Genomic DNA, 15,621 nt, shown 5'->3' with positions numbered 1-15,621 from the left:
TTCTCCAGTGGCTCGCTCAGCGCGATGAGCCGGCACCGTCCAATGCCAGCAGGCCTTGCAGCGGAACCTGGACCCAGTCGGTGCGATTGTTGAGTTCGTAGCGCAGCTCGTACAGCGCCTTTTCAAGTTCGAACAACTCGAGAAGATTCGCGTCGATCGGCGCAGCCGCTTCGGCGGCGGCCATGGCATTCGTATAGGCCGAGAGGAAGGCCTCCCGCGCTGCGAGTTCCCAGTCGCGCGCCGGCGCGTCGAGCCGCTGGAGCTCGTCGGCGTTCTGCGCCACGCGCCGCAAGGCCGACCAGCGCGCGTAGTTGAACGAGCGCAGCATGCCGGCGACGTCGCGCAGCGGCGAGCCCTTGGCGCGGCGCTCCTCGAAGCTGCGCGTGGGTTCGCCTTCGAAATCGATGATGACGAAGTCGTTGTCGGCCACCAGCACCTGGCCCAGGTGGTAGTCGCCGTGGTAGCGGGTCTTGATGCCGCCGTCGGCGTTTCCGGCAGCCGTGCTGATGCGATGCTGCAGCGCCTCGTGGCGCGAAAGAAGGGCCAGCGCATCTTCCTGCGTGGTCGCGGGCAGCTGCCGCAGGCGATCGCGCAGCAAGGCCATGCTGGCGGCCGCATCGGTCAGCGCGTGCTCGCGCATGGCTTCGATGTCGTCGGGGCCGAGCGGCTCGGGGTCGAAGGCTGCGTCGCCGGTGCGCGCGGCCAGCGCCAGGTGCAGCTCGGCCGTGCGCCGGCCGAGCACCGCCATCAACGCGAGGAAGCCGCCGTGCGCCTGGGCCGGCGCTGCCGCGGCGATGGCATCGGCGCCAGCGGTGCGCAGCTCTTCGAGGAAGCGCTCCAGATAGCCGAGCGTGTAGACCCAGCCGTCGCCCTGGTTGGTCACGTAGGACTGGACCATCGCCAGCGTCACCATGCGGCCGTCCTCGCCGAGGTACTCGAGCGCGCCCAGGACCGGAACGCAATGCGGAAAGCGTGCGACGCTGGTCAGGAACCAGCCCATCTCGAGCTCGGGATTCACGCCGTCGCGCAGGTTGCGATAGCCCTTGAGGAACAGGGTCTCGTCGAAGGTGACGACGGTGTTGCTGCTCATCGCGCTGGGCCGGGCCACGGGCAGCGCGCCGAGGTCCACCGGAAAGTCGCTGAAAGCCTCGGTGGGCGTGAAGCGCAAGCGGCCGGCGCTGGTGGCGATCTCCTTGCCGGCGCGGATCGCCTCGACCACCGCACGGCAGAAGGCCTCGTCGTAGAAGGCATCTGCCATGACGCCCACGTTGGCCTGCTGCCGCACCTTGGCCAGCGCAGCCGGCGTCAGGCGGTTGAAGCGCTCCTCGTCCTGCTCCTCCCATGCCAGCGCGAGCGGCACGAAGTAGGTCGACTGCTCGGCGGGGCCGTCGAGCTGCAGCAGCGGCAGCATCCAGCTGAACTCGCCGGCGTCCCACACCGCATGGTCGACCAGCCGCGCCCGAACGATCGGCGTGCCCTTGGAGGCGTACCAGCGCTGGATCTCCAGGAAGCGCGGCAGCGTGTCGGTCTCGAACTGCGTCAGCATCCGCTCGGCCATGCCGATGCGCCACGGCATCACGCGGTCGCGGAAGAAGCTGGTCCAGCCGTCGAACAGCACCAGCGTCGGCCGGTCCTGCAGCCCGACGCCTTCCTGGTGCCAGCTCGGCATCTCGGCATCGGCCGCGAGGCGGAACCAGTAGAAGCCGTACGAGGGCAGGGTCAGCAGGTAGGGCAGCTCCCCGATGGGCGGGAAGGAGGTGCGGCCCAGCATCTCGACCGGCACCTTGCCCTTGTAGGCCGACAGGTCGAGCTCCACCGGCTGCGCGGCGCGCGAGAGGTTGAAGACCGTGAGGATGGTGTCCTCGCCGTACTCGCTCAGGTAGGCCAGGATCTTGCGGTTGCCGGGCTTCAGGAAGATGCGCTTGCCGCGCCCGAAAGCATGGCTGGTCTTGCGCACGGCCAGCATGCGCCGCGTCCAGTTGAGCAGCGAGCTGGCGTCGCGCGCCTGCGCCTCGACGTTGAGCGCCTCGAAGCCGTACATCGCATCCATGATCGGCTGCAGGTACAAGCGCTGCGGGTCGGCGCGCGAGAAGCCGGCGTTGCGGTCGGGACTCCATTGCATCGGCGTGCGCACGCCGTTGCGGTCGCCGACGAAGAAGTTGTCGCCCATGCCGATCTCGTCGCCGTAGTAGATGATCGGCGAGCCCGGCATCGACAGCAGCATGCCGTTCATCAGCTTGACGCGGTCGATGTCGTTCTCCATCAGCGGCGCGAGCCGGCGCCGGATGCCGACGTTGATGCGGGCGCGCAGGTCGGCGGCATACATGAGGTACATGTAGTCGCGCTCCTTGCTGGTGACCATCTCCAGCGTCAGCTCGTCATGGTTGCGCAGGAAGATGGCCCATTGGCAGCCTTCGGGAATCTCGGGCGTCTGCTGGATGATCTCGACGATCGGATGCCGGTCTTCCTGCGCGATCGCCATGTACATGCGCGGCATCAAGGGGAAGTGGTAGGCCATGTGGCACTCGTTGCCGTCGCCGAAGTATTCGCGCACGTCCTCGGGCCACATGTTGGCCTCGGCCAGCAGGAAGCGGTTCTTGTAGCGCGCGTCGATGGCGGCGCGCAGCTTCTTGATCACCGCGTGCGTCTCCGGCAGGTTCTCGTTGCTGGTGCCGTCGCGCTCGATCAGGTAGGGAATCGCGTCCAGCCGGAAGCCGTCGACGCCCATGTCGAGCCAGAAGCGCATGGTCTTGAACACCGCCTCCAGCACCTGGGGGTTGTCGAAGTTCAGGTCCGGCTGGTGGCTGAAGAAGCGGTGCCAGTAGTAGGCCTTGGCGAGCGGGTCCCAGCTCCAGTTCGAGGTCTCGGTGTCGGTGAAGATGATGCGCGTGCCCTGGTAGAGCTGGTCGCTGTCGCTCCAGACATAGAAGTCGCGCTCGGGCGAGCCGGGCGGCGCGCGGCGAGCGGCCTGGAACCACGGATGGTCGCTCGAGGTGTGGTTGATGACGAGCTCGGTGATCACGCGCAGGCCGCGGCGGTGCGCCGCGTCCAGCATCTCGCGGAAGTCGTCCAGCGTGCCGTATTGCGGATGCACGTTCTCGTATTCGGAGATGTCGTAGCCGTCGTCGCGCAGGGGCGAGGGGTAGAAGGGCATCAGCCAGATGGTGTTGACGCCGAGATCCTTCACGTAGTCGAGCTTGGCGGTGACGCCCTTGAAGTCGCCGACGCCGTCGTCGTTGGAATCGAAGAAGGCCTTGACGTTGAGCTGGTAGATGACCGCATCGCGGTACCACAGCGGATCGTCGCTGCTGTCGATCTCGACGGTCTCGAGAGCCAGGTGGGGTACCGGAGCGTTCATGGCCGCAAGATCTCACTGGAAATAATCGAACTCGCGCTCGTCGCGAACCCGGCGCCGCACCCGGAAGATGTGCGCCGGCACGCTGTGCGGATCGAGCCGGACGAAATGGCGGTCTCCCTGCCACACGAAGCGCTGGTTGCTCAGCAGGTCGTGCATCTGGAACGGATGCCCGGCCTCGCAGTCGATGGACGCGGGATCGAGTTCGAGCCAGCCGGACTGCACGTTGTGCGGGTCGAGGTTCACCACGGTCACGATCACGTTGCTGCCGTCGTCGGAGTGCTTGGCGTAGGCCAGCAGCTGGTCGTTGTCGATCGCGAGGAAGCGCAGGTTGCGGTCGGCATGGAGCGCGGGGTTGTCGCGCCGGATGCCGTTGACGCGCGCGATGAAGGGCGCGAGGCTTCCCGGATCGTCGTGGTTCCAGTTGCGCAGCTGGTATTTCTCGGAATGCAGGTACTCCTCGCTGCCGGGCTCGCGCGGCAGGTGCTCGCGCAGTTCGAAGGCGGGGCCGTAGATGCCGTAGTTGGCGGCCAGCGTCGCGGCGAGGACCAGGCGTGCCATGAAGACAGCGGGCTCGCCGCCCTGCAGGCGCTCGTGCAGGATGTCGGGCGTGTTGGGCCAGACGTTGGGGCGGAAATATTCGCTGCCCGGGCCCACCGAGAGCTCGGTGAAGTACTCGGTCAGTTCCTGCTTGTCGTTGCGCCAGGTGAAGTAGGTGTAGGACTGGGTGAAGCCGAGCTTGGCCAGCCGGTGCATCACCTTCGGCCGCGTGAAGGCTTCGGCCAGGAAGATGACCTCGGGATGCTGGCGCTTGATTTCCGTGATCGCCCATTCCCAGAAGGGAAAAGCCTTGGTGTGCGGGTTGTCGACGCGGAAGATCTTCACGCCCTCGGCGATCCAGTGGTCGAAGACGCTCTTGAGCTCGGCCCACAGCGCCTGCCAGTCCTCGCTCTCGAAGTTGAAGGGGTAGATGTCCTGGTATTTCTTCGGCGGGTTTTCGGCGTACTGCACGCTGCCGTCCGGCCGCCAGCGGAACCAGCTCGGATGCGCCTTCACGTACGGATGGTCCGGCGCGCACTGGAAGGCGATGTCGAGCGCGATCTCGAGCCCGTGGCCGGCCGCCTGCGCGATCAGATGCCGGAAGTCATCGGCCGTGCCGAGTGCGGGCAGGATGGACTTGTGGCCGCCTTCGGCCGCGCCGATCGCCCACGGGCTGCCGACGTCGTCGTCCTTGGCGACCAGCGCATTGTTCTTGCCCTTGCGCTGCACGCGGCCGATCGGATGGATCGGCGGGAAGTACAGCACGTCGAAGCCCATGGCCGCGATCGCGGGCAGGCGCGCTGCCACGTCCTTGAAGCTGCCGTGGCGCCCGGCCTCGGTCGCCGTCGAGCGCGGGAAGAGTTCGTACCAGCTGCTGAAGCGCGCCCGGTCGCGATCGGCCACCAGCGGCAGCTCCAGCGGATACTGCGTCGCCAGGCGGCGGTCCGGATAGCGGGCGGCGAGCGCGGCCAGGGCTTCGTCCAGCGCCAGCGCCTTGAGCATCGTCGCATCGGCCGCGTCGGCGACGGCCGCGCTGTGCAATTCCATGCCCCAGCGGGCCAGCGTCTTGCGGTCCACGCCGTTGGCGCGCTCGGCGGCCGCCGCGATCTCGAGCGCGCCGACCTGCGATGCGATGCGGATGTCGTCGAGCTCGACGCGCCGTGCCATGTCGTGATGCCAGGACTCGAAGGCATCGACCCAGGCCGCGACGGTGTAGCGGTAGCGGCCGATCGCGGGCGGCGTGAACTCGGCCTCCCACACGTCGTTGCCCAGAGGCTTCATCGGCAGCTCGGCGCCGTGGGCGTCGTCCTCGCTGCGCCAGCGCAGCATGACGCGCAGCATGTCGTGGCCCTCGGCGAAGCAGTGGGCCTGCACGCGCAGCGTTTCGCCGGCCACGCGCTTCACGGGAAAGCGCCCGCCGTCCACGATGGGCAGGACGGCGTCGATCACGGCGCGCACGCGGCCGTCCTCGACCATGCGTTCGATCTTCGCCGAGGATGCTGCCATCTCAGTTGCTCCAATGTGCTTCATGCTCGCGGCCGGCGAAGGCAGGCCCGATTGGGGAACACCGCGGAACCGGCTTTGCCGGGCCGCTGGTGTTGCCCCCGGTGAGGGGGTTGGCGGACCACACGAAGTGGGGAAGCCTGGGGGAGAGCGTCATTTCAGCCATGAGGTGCGTGCTCGAGAAACAGAGTGGAGAGTGGCGGCAGCGTGAGGCACACGGAGTGCATGCGGCCATGGGCGCGCACCGGCGCCGACTCGATGCCGCCGAGGTTGCCCCAGCCCGCACCGCCGAACTCGCCGGCGTCGCTGTTGACCAGCTCGCGCCAGAAGCCGGGTGCCGGCACGCCGAGCAGGTAGTTGGTGCGCGGCACCGGCGTCAGGTTGCTGACGACCAGGAGCGGCGCTGCCGCGCCGTCGCGCGGCTTGCGCAGAAAGGCGAGCACGCTGCGGTCGGCGTCGTCGGCGGCGACCCACTCGAATCCGGCGGCCGAGAAGTCGAGCTGGTGCAGCGCGGGCGCGGCGCGGTAGATGCGGTTGAGCTCCTTCACGAAACGCTGCAGGCCCGCATGGCCCTCGAGCGCGGCCACCCACCACTCGAGCTCGTCGTCATGGTTCCATTCGCGCCGCTGCCCGAACTCGCCGCCCATGAACAGCAGCTTCTTCCCCGGATGCCCCCACATGAAGCCGAGCAGCGCGCGCAGGTTGGCGAACTGCTGCCATGCGTCGCCCGGCATCTTGTTGAGCAGCGAGCCCTTGCCATGCACCACCTCGTCGTGCGAAAGCGGCAGCACGAAGTTCTCGTTGAAGGCATAGACCAGCGAGAAGGTCAGCTTGTGATGGTGGTACTTGCGATGGACCGGGTCCTCCTTCATGTAGGCCAGGCTGTCGTGCATCCAGCCCATGTTCCATTTCATGCCGAAGCCCAGGCCGTCCATGTCGGTCGGGCGCGAGACGCGCGGCCAGGCGGTCGATTCCTCGGCGATGGTGAGCGTGTCGGGATGCTCGCGGTACACGGCGCGGTTCAGGGTCTGCAGGAACTCGACGGCTTCCAGGTTCTCGCGGCCGCCGTAGCGGTTGGGAATCCAGCCGCCGTGCTGGCGCGCGTAGTCGAGGTAGAGCATCGAGGCCACCGCGTCGACGCGCAGGCCGTCGAGGTGGTACTTGTCGAGCCAGAACAGGGCCGACGAGATGAGGAAGCTGCGGACCTCGTTGCGCCCGTAGTTGAAGATGCTCGAGTTCCATTCCGGATGGAAGCCCTGCCGCGGGTCGGCATGTTCGTAGAGATGGGTGCCGTCGAAGTAGCCGAGGCCGTGCTCGTCGGTCGGGAAATGCGAGGGCACCCAGTCCAGCAGCACGCCGATGCCGCGCTGGTGCAGATGGTCGACGAAGTACATGAAATCCTGCGGCGTGCCGAAACGCGCGGTGGGCGCGAAGTAGCCGGTGGTCTGGTAGCCCCAGGAGCCGTAGAACGGATGCTCGGTCACGGGCATGAGCTCGACGTGCGTGAAGCCCATCGCGATCACATAGTCGGCCAGCTCGTGCGCGAGCTCGCGGTAGCCGAAGAAGCGGCCCTCCTTGCGCCGCCACGAGCCGAGGTGCACCTCGTAGACGGACATCGGGGCGTCCAGCGCATTCTTCGGCGCGCGTGCGGCCATCCAATCGTGGTCGTTCCAGCTGTAGTCGAGCGCCCAGATGCGCGAGCCCGTGGCCGGCGGCAGCTCGGCGCAGAAGGCGAAGGGATCGGCCTTGTCGACCTGCCAGCCGCCATGGCGCGAGCGGATGCGGTACTTGTAGGCCTGCCCAGGCGCGGCATCGGGCACATGGCCCTGCCAGATGCCGAGCTCGCCGCGCGACTCGAGCCAGTCGGCTTCGCCCGACCAGCCGTTCCAGTCGCCGATCACGCTCACGGATTCGGCGTTCGGCGCCCAGACCGCAAAGTCCGCCCCTCCCGTCGGCTGGAGGTGGCAGCCGAGGCGCTCGTAGAGCCGCGAGTGGGTGCCTTCCGCGAACAGGTAGCCGTCTTGGGGACCGAGGAATTGGTATTGGTGTTGGGTATGCACAGCCCGCCATTGAAGTGCCGGCCGGGCGTCGCGCAAGCGCGGCGCATGCGCTTCAGGCTGTCGGACAGCGACTCGTCCGTCGGTCCCTGTAAGCCTTTTCGGGAACAGGCGCGCGCGCTGCTCCTACGCCGCCCGCTATCGGCCTTCGCGAAGTTCTGGAAAACTTTGCAGGAGACGCGCGATGCCCGTCAGCTCTTCCGAACTCAAGCTTCCCGGCCACCACTTCGTGATCGAGAACTCGCAGGGGAAGGTGACGGTTCGCGTCAACAACGAAGCCTTGATCGCGCTCGGCGCAACGCCCGACGAAGAAAGCCTGGCGACCACGCTCGAGCGCCACATGCCGCGGCTGCGCGCCCTTGCGATGCAACTGGCGGGAGGCAGCCGCTGCAGCGAAATCACGATTCGCAGCGCAGACATCTGGTGGTCTTCCTGGCGGCGTTAGCGCAGCGAAGAAGGGCCGGTCACAGTGCCGCGTAGACCCTTGCGAACTCCTCGGCGAAGTCCTCGAAGCGCGTGGCCGTGGTGTTGGCGGCGTTTCGCCCCGCGCTCGGCCCGATCCGGCCTTCGTTGAAGGCGTGCGTCATCTCGAGATACAGCGCGGCAAAGCTCGGCGACAGGCCGGCCTCGATCATGGCGCCGGTCATCTCGGCCTCGGAGATCTGCACATAGGCGAGCTCGGGCTTGCCGATGCGCTCGCCCAGGATGCGTGCCACCTCGCTGTGGCTCAGGTCGCGCTGGCCTAGCAGCTCGCGCAAGGCGACGCCGGTCCAGTCGCGCGCCAGCAGCGCCCCGGCCGCGACCGCGGCGATGTCGTCGGCCGCGATCATGGGAACGGCGATGTCCGCTTCGACGGTGTCCGCGATCACGCCCGCTTCCTTGATCTGGCCCAGCGCGTCGTAGAAATTCTCGAAGAAGGACACCGGGCGCAGCAGCAGCAGGTGGATGCCGGCGATCCGCTTCAGCCGCTCTTCCTGCGCATGCAGGCCGGCGATCACACCCGTGCCTTCGGCCACGTCTGCGCCCAGGCTGCTGAGCGCGACGACTTGGCGCACGCCGCTCGCGCGCAGGGCTTCGGCGATGGCCTCGCCTTCCTGGTCCTGCCGGGCCCGGTAGTCCGGCGCGCGGCGGTCGGTGGCCAGCAGCGTGTAGACGGCATCGGCGCCCCGGAAGGCCCGAGCGAGAAAAGCCGGATCGCAGGTGTCGCCCGCCAGCACTTCGGCGCCGGCGCGTTCGAGCGCGGCCAGCTTGTCCGGGTTGCGGCCGAGGGCGCGCACCTTGGCGCCTGCGGCCTGCAGGCGCGCGGCGATCTTGCCGCCGGTGTGGCCGGTGGCGCCCATGACGGTGATGGCGGGGTTGGTGTTGCTCATGTCCGTTGCTCCTTGGGTTGGGGTTGACATGGCGTCTACTATCGGCGTCGAAAGCAGGCTTATCAATGCTTGAGAATCGCCCTTTCGTGCTCATTCGTCCAAGCCGCCTGGACGATTGCATGGGAGCTCCGCATACTGCCCGCATGAAGCTCAAAGACATCCTGGTGCCCGTGGATCCGCTCGGCGAGGCGCTGCACTTCCTGCGCATGAGCGGCATCTTCTATTGCCGTTCGGAGTTGACGGCGCCCTGGGGGGTGGCGGTGCCGCCGATGGCCGACAGCCTGATGTTCCATGCCGTGACCACCGGCCCCTGCTGGCTCGAGGTCGAGGGCAGCGAGCCGCAATTGCTGCAGCCCGGCGATTTCGCGCTGGTGCCGCACGGCGCGGGCCACCGGCTGCTGAGCGAGCCCGGGGCCGAGACTCCGGCGCTCTTCGATCTGCCGCGCGCAGAGCAGAGCGACCGCTACGAGGTGCTGCGGCACGGCGGCGGCGGCGCGCCCACCCACCTGGTCTGCGGCGCGGTGCGCTTCGACCACCCGGCCGCGCACCGGCTGGTCAAGCTGCTGCCCGGCGTGATCCGCATCGATGCTTCGGCGTCGCCCGAGGCCGACTGGCTCGGCAGCACGCTGCGCTTCATGGCTGCCGAAGCGCGCGCCATGCAGCCGGGCGGCGAGACCATCATCACGCGGCTGGCCGACATCCTCGTGATCCAGGCGATCCGCTCCTGGATGGCGCGCGATCCCGCGGCCCGCACCGGATGGCTGGGTGCGCTGCAGGACCGGCAGATCGGCCGCGCCATCTCGCTGATCCATCGCGATGCCGCGCGGCCCTGGACGGTGGCCTCGCTGGCGGCCGAGGTCGCGATGTCGCGCTCGGCCTTCGCGGCGCGCTTCACGGGGCTGGTCGGGGAGCCGGCGATGCACTACGTGGCGCGCTGGCGCATGCACGTCGCGCTGACGCTGCTGCAGGAAAAGAACGCGCGGCCGGTGGAGCTGGCAAGCCAGCTCGGCTACCAGTCGGAGGCGGCGTTCAGCCGTTCCTTCAAGCGCTTCATCGGCGTGTCGCCGGGGGCGGCGCGGCGCCAGCGCGACATCGCGCTGCCTGAGTTCTAGGGCCAGGCCTTAGCCGCCGAACAAGGGCGCCGGCAGGCCCGGGCTGTCGATGCGCACCGCGAACAGGCCGCCGGCCTCGGGCTCGGCTTCCCGCTGTGCCGGTGTCAGCCCGCTGGTCGCGCTCGTGATGTAGAGCGTGCGCAGGTCCGCATCGCCGAAGGCGCAGTTCGTGACGTGGCTGGTCGGCAGCTTCACGCGGCAGAGTTCTTCGGCGCTGACCGGATCGTGGCAGCTCACGCAGGCGCCGCCCCAGTGCGCGATCCAGAGCCTGCCGGCGGCATCGGTGGTCATGCCGTCCGGCAGGCCGTCGCCGCGCGCGAAGCGCAGCCACTGGCGCTTGTTGGCGAGCGTGCCTGCGGTCATGTCGAAGTCGTAGGCATGGATGCGGCCGGTGACGGTGTCGTTGAAGTACATCGTCCTGCCGTCGAGCGACCAGGTCGGGCCGTTGGTCACGGCGAAGCCCTGGTCGTGGCGGCTTGCGCGGCCGTCGGCGTCGAAGCGGTACAGCGCGCCGGTCGGCGCCTCGCAGGCGAAGTCCATGGTGCCGCCCCAGAACCGGCCTTCTGCATCGCACTTGCCGTCGTTGAAGCGGTTGGCCGGCAGCTCCGGCTCGGGCTGGTGCAGATAGGTGGGCGGCAGCTCGCTCGCCGCCGGATCGAAGAACGCGAAGCCGCGGCGTAGCGTGACGAGCAGACCCGGGGCTTGCGCCCGCTCGGCCAGCGCCGAGATCTCCTCGTCGAAATCCCAACTCCTGCGCTCGCCGCCGGCGGGGTCGAAGCGATGCAGCCGGCGCTCGAGGATGTCGACCCAGTAGAGCGCCTGTTCGCGCACCGACCACAGCGTGCCTTCGCCGAGCGTCGCGCCGGCCGGCCAGATGCAGCGGGGGGCTTCGAGGACCGTGGGCGGGAATGTCTTGTTCAAGCGTGTCTCCTGCGGTGTCCCTTGACGCGGCGGATCGTATCAAGGCATATTGATATTAGAAATTAATTGTTTGTGTATTGATTGATACGCGAATTGCAATCCCATATTTTGGAGACTTGATGAATCCCGCCTCTGCACTTTCCACCTATCCGAGCCTGAAGGGAAGGCCGGTTTTCATTACCGGCGGCGGCAGCGGCATCGGCGCCGCGATGGTGAGCGCCTTCGCCGAGCAGGGCGCGCGCGTGGCCTTCGTCGACATCGCCGAGGGCGCGAGCGATGCGCTCGCGCGGCAACTGGCCGAGGCGGGCCATGCCGCGCCATGGTGGCGCGTGTGCGATGTGCGCGACGTGGCGGCGCTGCAGTCGTGCATCGCCGAGGCGGCGGCAGAGCTGGGCGATTTCGCGGTGCTGGTCAACAACGTCGCGAGCGACGATCGCCACACGCTCGAATCGGTGACGCCGGCCTACTACGAGGAGCGCATGGCGATCAACGAGCGGCCCGCCTTCTTCGCCATCCAGTCGGTGGTGCCGGGCATGCGGCGCCTGGGCTTCGGCTCGATCGTCAATCTCGGCTCGACCGGCTGGCAGGGCAAGGGCGGCGCCTACCCCTGCTATGCAATCGCGAAATCGTCGGTCAACGGCCTCACGCGCGGGCTCGCCAGGCCGCTGGGCGAGGACCGCATCCGCATCAACACGGTGTCGCCGGGCTGGGTGATGACAGAGCGCCAGATCAAGCTCTGGCTCGACGCCGAGGGCGAGCGCGAGATCAAGCGCAACCAGTGCCTGCCCGACAAGCTGCAGCCGCATGACATCGCGCGCATGGTGCTGTTCCTCGCTTCGGACGACGCGGCGATGTGCACGGCGCAGGAGTTCAAGGTGGATGCGGGCTGGGTGTAGGGCTCTGCTTTCCGCTGGTTTGGACGCTTCGGCGGCGCAGAGGGGATCGCCCGACCCATGCCGCATACCGGGCTTTGTAGGTGTTCGAGTGTCGCGTGCGCTTCGAGGGCCCGGTGCCCCCACCCCAACCCTTCCCCAGAGGGGGAGGGAGGAATACCGGCTGCGCGCGAAAGAGCGGCATCGCATCCCGTCTTGCTCCCTCCCCCTCTGGGGGAGGGTTGGGGGGCGCGCCGAACCTGTCTGGAGGCACGCGGTGCCGTGGGCCGGCACAGGGCACACCGCCCGCCTCCCGCACCCCGAACGACAAGCAGGACCCTAGTCCGCCTCCAGCCGCCGCCCATACACCGCCAAGCATTGCGCCTTCAGCGCCTTCATCATCACCTTGGCCGCGGGCGAGGGCAGCCGGTCGGTGCGCGTGATGAGGCCGAAGGCGTCCATGTGGCAGGGCATGTCGACCGGCAGCACGGCGCCGATGCCGTGCGCGGCGTAGTAGCGGGCCACGTCGGTCGCGAGCACGGCAATCATGTCGCTCTGCTGCAGCATGCGCGTGATGAACAGCAGCGCCGCGGTCTCGATCACGTTGAGCGGCGGCGCGAGGCCTTCCTCCTGGAACATCAGGTCGAAGCGGTGGCGCAGCACGCTGCCTGCCGGCGGCACGATCCAGCCGGCCGAGACCAGGTCGCGCAGGCCCAGGCCGCTCATGCCGAGCAGCGGATGCCCGGGGCGCACCAGCGCGCACACCGGCTCCTCGACCAGCGCCTCGTAGCGCAGGTTCGACTTGTCGTGCTCCGCGAACAGGCGCGCGACCAGGATGTCGAGCTTGCCCTGCTCGAGCCGTTCGAACAGCACCGGGCTGGTCTCGATATCGAGCGAGATGCGCAGGTTCGGCTGCTCGCGCTTCACCGCCACCATCGCCGGCGGCAGCAGCACCAGGCCGGGCGAGGTGACCGCGCCGATGCCGACCTGGCCGAAGCTGCCGGCCTTCAGCGCGACCAGCTCGTCGTGCGCCTGGTTGAGGCTCGCCAGGGCCTCGCGCGCGTGGCGGATCATGGTCTCGCCGTACCAGGTCGGGCGCATGCCGCGCGGCAGGCGCTCGAAGAGCGAGACCTCCAGCACGTCCTCCAGGTCCTTCAGCAGCTTCGAGGCCGCGGGCTGCGTCATGTTGAGCACCTGCGCCGCGCGATGGATGTTGCCTTCCTCGGCCAGGGCCACGAGCAGCAGCAATTGGCGGGTCTTGAGGCGTGCACGGATGAACCAGTGGGTGTAGTTGGTCATTTGGGGTTTACCTGGATGCTGTTTCTGATATCGATTCAATCCAAATATTGATTGGAAAGATATTGGTGTGATTCCTAAACTCGCCGCACTTTGAAGCGCAGCCACCTCCAACAGAACGCCAGGCAGTACATCAACGGCCGCTGGGAGACCGGCGTGACCAGCGGCCTGAGCGAAAACCCGTCCGACACGCGCGAGGTGGTCGCCGAGTACGCGCGCGCCGACCGCAGCCAGACCGAATCGGCGATCCGCGCGGCAGTCGATGCCTTTCCGCACTGGAGCCGGACCACGCCGCAGCGCCGCGCCGACGTGCTCGACCAGATCGGCAGCGAGCTGCTGGCGCGCCGCGAAGAACTCGGCGTGCTGCTGGCGCGCGAGGAAGGCAAGACCCTGGCCGAGGCCATCGCCGAAGCGACGCGCGCAGGCCAGATCTTCAAGTTCTTCGCCGGCGAGGCGCTGCGCGCTGGCGGCGAGACGATGTCGTCGATGCGCCCCGGCGTGCAGGTCGACGTGACGCGCGAGCCCGTCGGAGTGGTCGGCCTGATCGCACCCTGGAATTTTCCGCTCGCGATTCCCGCCTGGAAGATCGCGCCCGCGCTCGCCTACGGCAACAGCGTGGTGTTCAAGCCGGCCGAACTGGTGCCGGCCTGCGGCTGGGCGCTCGCCGAGATCATCAGCCGCGCGGCGCTGCCGGCCGGCACCTTCAACCTGGTGATGGGCAGCGGCCGCGAGGTGGGCCAGGCGATCGTCGACAGCCCGCTGGTCGATGCGATCAGCTTCACCGGCTCGGTCGAGACCGGCGAGCGCATCCTGCGCGCCGCATCGGCGCGCCACGCCAAGGTGCAGCTCGAGATGGGCGGCAAGAATCCGCTCGTGGTGCTGGCCGACGCCGACCTCGAGCTTGCCGTCGACTGCGCGGTGCAGGGCGCGTACTTCTCGACCGGGCAGCGTTGCACCGCATCGAGCCGGCTGATCGTCGAAGCGCCGGTGCACGATGCCTTCGTCGCGCGCCTGCGCCGCCGCATGGCCGCGCTCAAGGTCGGGCATGCGCTGGAGCGCGGCATCGACATCGGCCCGGTGGTCGACCGCCGCCAGCTCGGGCAGAACATGGCCTCGATCGCGGCCGCGATCGAGGAGGGCGCCGAGCACGTGTGGGGCGGCGAGCTGCTCACGCGGCCGACTGCCGGCCACTACATGAGCCCGGCCCTGTTCCTGGCCCGGCCCCATCAGCGCGTGGCGCGCGAAGAGATCTTCGGCCCGGTTGCCTGCGTGCTGCGCGCCGACGACTACGAGCATGCGCTGGTGCTGGCCAACGACACGCCCTTCGGCCTGTGCGCCGGCATCTGCACTGCCTCGCTGCAGCGCGCCATGCACTTCAAGCGCCACGCCAAGGTGGGCATGACCATGGTCAACCTGCCGACTGCCGGCGTCGACTACCACGTGCCCTTCGGCGGCCGCAAGGCATCGAGCTACGGGCCGCGGGAGCAGGGGCGCTACGCGGCCGAGTTCTACACCACGGTCAAGACGGGGTATGTGATGGCCTGATGCAGGCACCCCCGGCGCTTGAGTTTTTTTTCACCACGACAACCACAGGAGACAGACCATGAAACTGAACCGTCGCACGCTCACCACGCTTGCCCTCGCAGCCGCCTCGATGGCTTCGCTGCTGCCGGGCACGGCGCTGGCGCAGAAGAAGATCGTTCTCGGCTTCGCCCAGGTCGGCGCCGAAAGCGAATGGCGCACCGCCAATACGGAGTCGATCAAGTCGGCCGCCAAGGAGGCCGGCATCGAGCTCAAGTTCTCCGACGGGCAGCAGAAGCAGGAGAACCAGATCAAGGCGATCCGCTCCTTCATCGCGCAAAAGGTCGATGTCATCGCGTTCTCGCCGGTGGTCGAGTCGGGCTGGGAAACGGTGCTGCGCGAAGCCAAGGCCGCCAAGATCCCGGTGGTGCTGACCGACCGCGCCGTCAACGCCAAGGACGACTCGCTCTACGTCACCTTCATGGGTTCCGACTTCGTCGAGGAAGGCCGCAAGGCCGGGCGCTGGCTGGTCGAGAAGATGAAGGACCAGAAGGGCGAGGTCAACATCGTCGAGCTGCAGGGCACCGTGGGCTCGGCGCCCGCGATCGACCGCAAGAAGGGCTTCGAGGAAATCATCAAGGCCGATCCGAAGTTCAAGATCATCCGCTCTCAGACCGGCGACTTCACGCGCGCCAAGGGCAAGGAAGTGATGGAAGCCTTCCTTAAGGCCGAGGGCAAGAAGATCAACGTGCTCTACGCGCACAACGACGACATGGCGATCGGCGCGATCCAGGCCATCGAGGAAGCGGGCATGAAGCCGGCGAAGGACATCACGATCATCTCGATCGACGCGGTCAAGGGCGCCTTCGAGGCCATGATGGCCGGCAAGCTCAACGTGTCGGTCGAATGCAGCCCGCTGCTCGGCCCGCAGCTGATGACGGCGGTGAAGGACATCAAGGCCGGCAAGCCGGTTCCGAAGCGCATCGTGACGGAAGAGGGCATCTTCCCGATGGAAGTGGCCGCCAAGGAATTCCCGAAAAGGAAGTATTGACCACCCCCAGGCTTCGCGCACTT

11 protein-coding genes are annotated in these 15,621 nt (G+C 67.9%); 5 read left to right on the top strand and 6 right to left on the bottom strand.

Annotated features, from left to right (window positions below):
• Window positions 1–16: 16 nt before the first annotated feature.
• From treS to glgB, 3 genes are all read right to left on the bottom strand, one after another.
• A complete protein-coding gene (gene treS / locus EJI01_RS13560) occupies window positions 17–3,358 on the bottom strand; it encodes a maltose alpha-D-glucosyltransferase (RefSeq protein ID WP_126837663.1) in 3,342 nt (1,113 codons plus the stop codon).
• 12 nt (window positions 3,359–3,370) lie between these two features.
• Window positions 3,371–5,401, bottom strand: a complete 2,031-nt coding sequence (locus EJI01_RS13555; RefSeq protein WP_409513948.1) for an alpha-1,4-glucan--maltose-1-phosphate maltosyltransferase — start codon at window positions 5,399–5,401, stop codon at window positions 3,371–3,373.
• Window positions 5,402–5,556: 155 nt separating this feature from the next.
• Window positions 5,557–7,458, bottom strand: coding sequence for a 1,4-alpha-glucan branching protein GlgB (gene glgB / locus EJI01_RS13550; protein WP_126837661.1), 1,902 nt, complete (start codon window positions 7,456–7,458; stop codon window positions 5,557–5,559).
• 181 nt (window positions 7,459–7,639) lie between these two features.
• On the opposite strand from glgB, the gene EJI01_RS13545 reads away from it, so the two are divergent.
• Entirely contained in the window at window positions 7,640–7,900 is a 261-nt protein-coding gene (locus tag EJI01_RS13545; protein ID WP_126837660.1) for a hypothetical protein, read from the top strand.
• Between the two features lie 19 nt (window positions 7,901–7,919).
• Here EJI01_RS13545 and EJI01_RS13540 read toward each other — a convergent pair whose 3' ends face one another.
• Complete coding sequence (locus EJI01_RS13540) at window positions 7,920–8,825, bottom strand: NmrA family NAD(P)-binding protein (RefSeq protein ID WP_126837659.1); 906 nt, start codon at window positions 8,823–8,825, stop codon at window positions 7,920–7,922.
• A gap of 143 nt (window positions 8,826–8,968) precedes the next feature.
• Here EJI01_RS13540 and EJI01_RS13535 point away from each other — a divergent pair, with 143 nt between their 5' ends.
• Window positions 8,969–9,937: an AraC family transcriptional regulator gene (locus EJI01_RS13535; protein WP_126837658.1), complete on the top strand. Its 969-nt coding sequence runs from the start codon at window positions 8,969–8,971 to the stop codon at window positions 9,935–9,937.
• A 9-nt stretch (window positions 9,938–9,946) separates the two neighbouring features.
• Here EJI01_RS13535 and EJI01_RS13530 read toward each other — a convergent pair whose 3' ends face one another.
• A complete protein-coding gene (locus EJI01_RS13530) occupies window positions 9,947–10,858 on the bottom strand; it encodes an SMP-30/gluconolactonase/LRE family protein (RefSeq protein ID WP_126837657.1) in 912 nt (303 codons plus the stop codon).
• 119 nt (window positions 10,859–10,977) lie between these two features.
• Between EJI01_RS13530 and EJI01_RS13525 the strand changes: the two genes are divergently transcribed.
• Entirely contained in the window at window positions 10,978–11,754 is a 777-nt protein-coding gene (locus EJI01_RS13525) for an SDR family NAD(P)-dependent oxidoreductase (protein ID WP_126837656.1), read from the top strand.
• 315 nt (window positions 11,755–12,069) lie between these two features.
• On the opposite strand, the gene EJI01_RS13520 is transcribed toward EJI01_RS13525, so the two are convergent.
• Window positions 12,070–13,029 carry a LysR family transcriptional regulator gene (locus tag EJI01_RS13520; RefSeq protein WP_126837655.1) on the bottom strand — a complete coding sequence of 320 codons (960 nt, stop codon included), beginning with the start codon at window positions 13,027–13,029 and terminating at the stop codon, window positions 12,070–12,072.
• 90 nt (window positions 13,030–13,119) lie between these two features.
• On the opposite strand from EJI01_RS13520, the gene EJI01_RS13515 reads away from it, so the two are divergent.
• On the top strand, window positions 13,120–14,571 hold the full coding sequence (locus EJI01_RS13515; protein WP_126837654.1) for an aldehyde dehydrogenase family protein: 1,452 nt from the start codon (window positions 13,120–13,122) through the stop codon (window positions 14,569–14,571).
• A gap of 58 nt (window positions 14,572–14,629) precedes the next feature.
• The gene (locus EJI01_RS13510; RefSeq protein WP_126837653.1) at window positions 14,630–15,598 is read left to right on the top strand and encodes an ABC transporter substrate-binding protein; all 969 of its coding nucleotides are present in this window, start codon (window positions 14,630–14,632) and stop codon (window positions 15,596–15,598) included.
• The last annotated feature ends 23 nt before the right edge of the window (window positions 15,599–15,621 follow it).

This window comes from Variovorax sp. MHTC-1 (assembly GCF_003984645.1).
Classification (GTDB): domain Bacteria; phylum Pseudomonadota; class Gammaproteobacteria; order Burkholderiales; family Burkholderiaceae_C; genus Variovorax.
Note: the sequence above shows the minus strand (reverse complement) of the source record. Positions and strands in the feature narration are given on the sequence as shown.

What these genes read in the sequence shown, in the direction of transcription:
- EJI01_RS13555 (WP_409513948.1), bottom strand. Translation starts at nt 5,401, where the DNA reads ATGGCAGCATCCTCGGCGAAGATCGAACGCATGGTCGAGGACGGCCGC.
- EJI01_RS13535 (WP_126837658.1), top strand. Translation starts at nt 8,969, where the DNA reads ATGAAGCTCAAAGACATCCTGGTGCCCGTGGATCCGCTCGGCGAGGCG.
- EJI01_RS13520 (WP_126837655.1), bottom strand. Translation starts at nt 13,029, where the DNA reads ATGACCAACTACACCCACTGGTTCATCCGTGCACGCCTCAAGACCCGC.
- treS (WP_126837663.1), bottom strand. Translation starts at nt 3,358, where the DNA reads ATGAACGCTCCGGTACCCCACCTGGCTCTCGAGACCGTCGAGATCGAC.
- EJI01_RS13510 (WP_126837653.1), top strand. Translation starts at nt 14,630, where the DNA reads ATGAAACTGAACCGTCGCACGCTCACCACGCTTGCCCTCGCAGCCGCC.
- EJI01_RS13545 (WP_126837660.1), top strand. Translation starts at nt 7,640, where the DNA reads ATGCCCGTCAGCTCTTCCGAACTCAAGCTTCCCGGCCACCACTTCGTG.
- EJI01_RS13540 (WP_126837659.1), bottom strand. Translation starts at nt 8,825, where the DNA reads ATGAGCAACACCAACCCCGCCATCACCGTCATGGGCGCCACCGGCCAC.
- EJI01_RS13525 (WP_126837656.1), top strand. Translation starts at nt 10,978, where the DNA reads ATGAATCCCGCCTCTGCACTTTCCACCTATCCGAGCCTGAAGGGAAGG.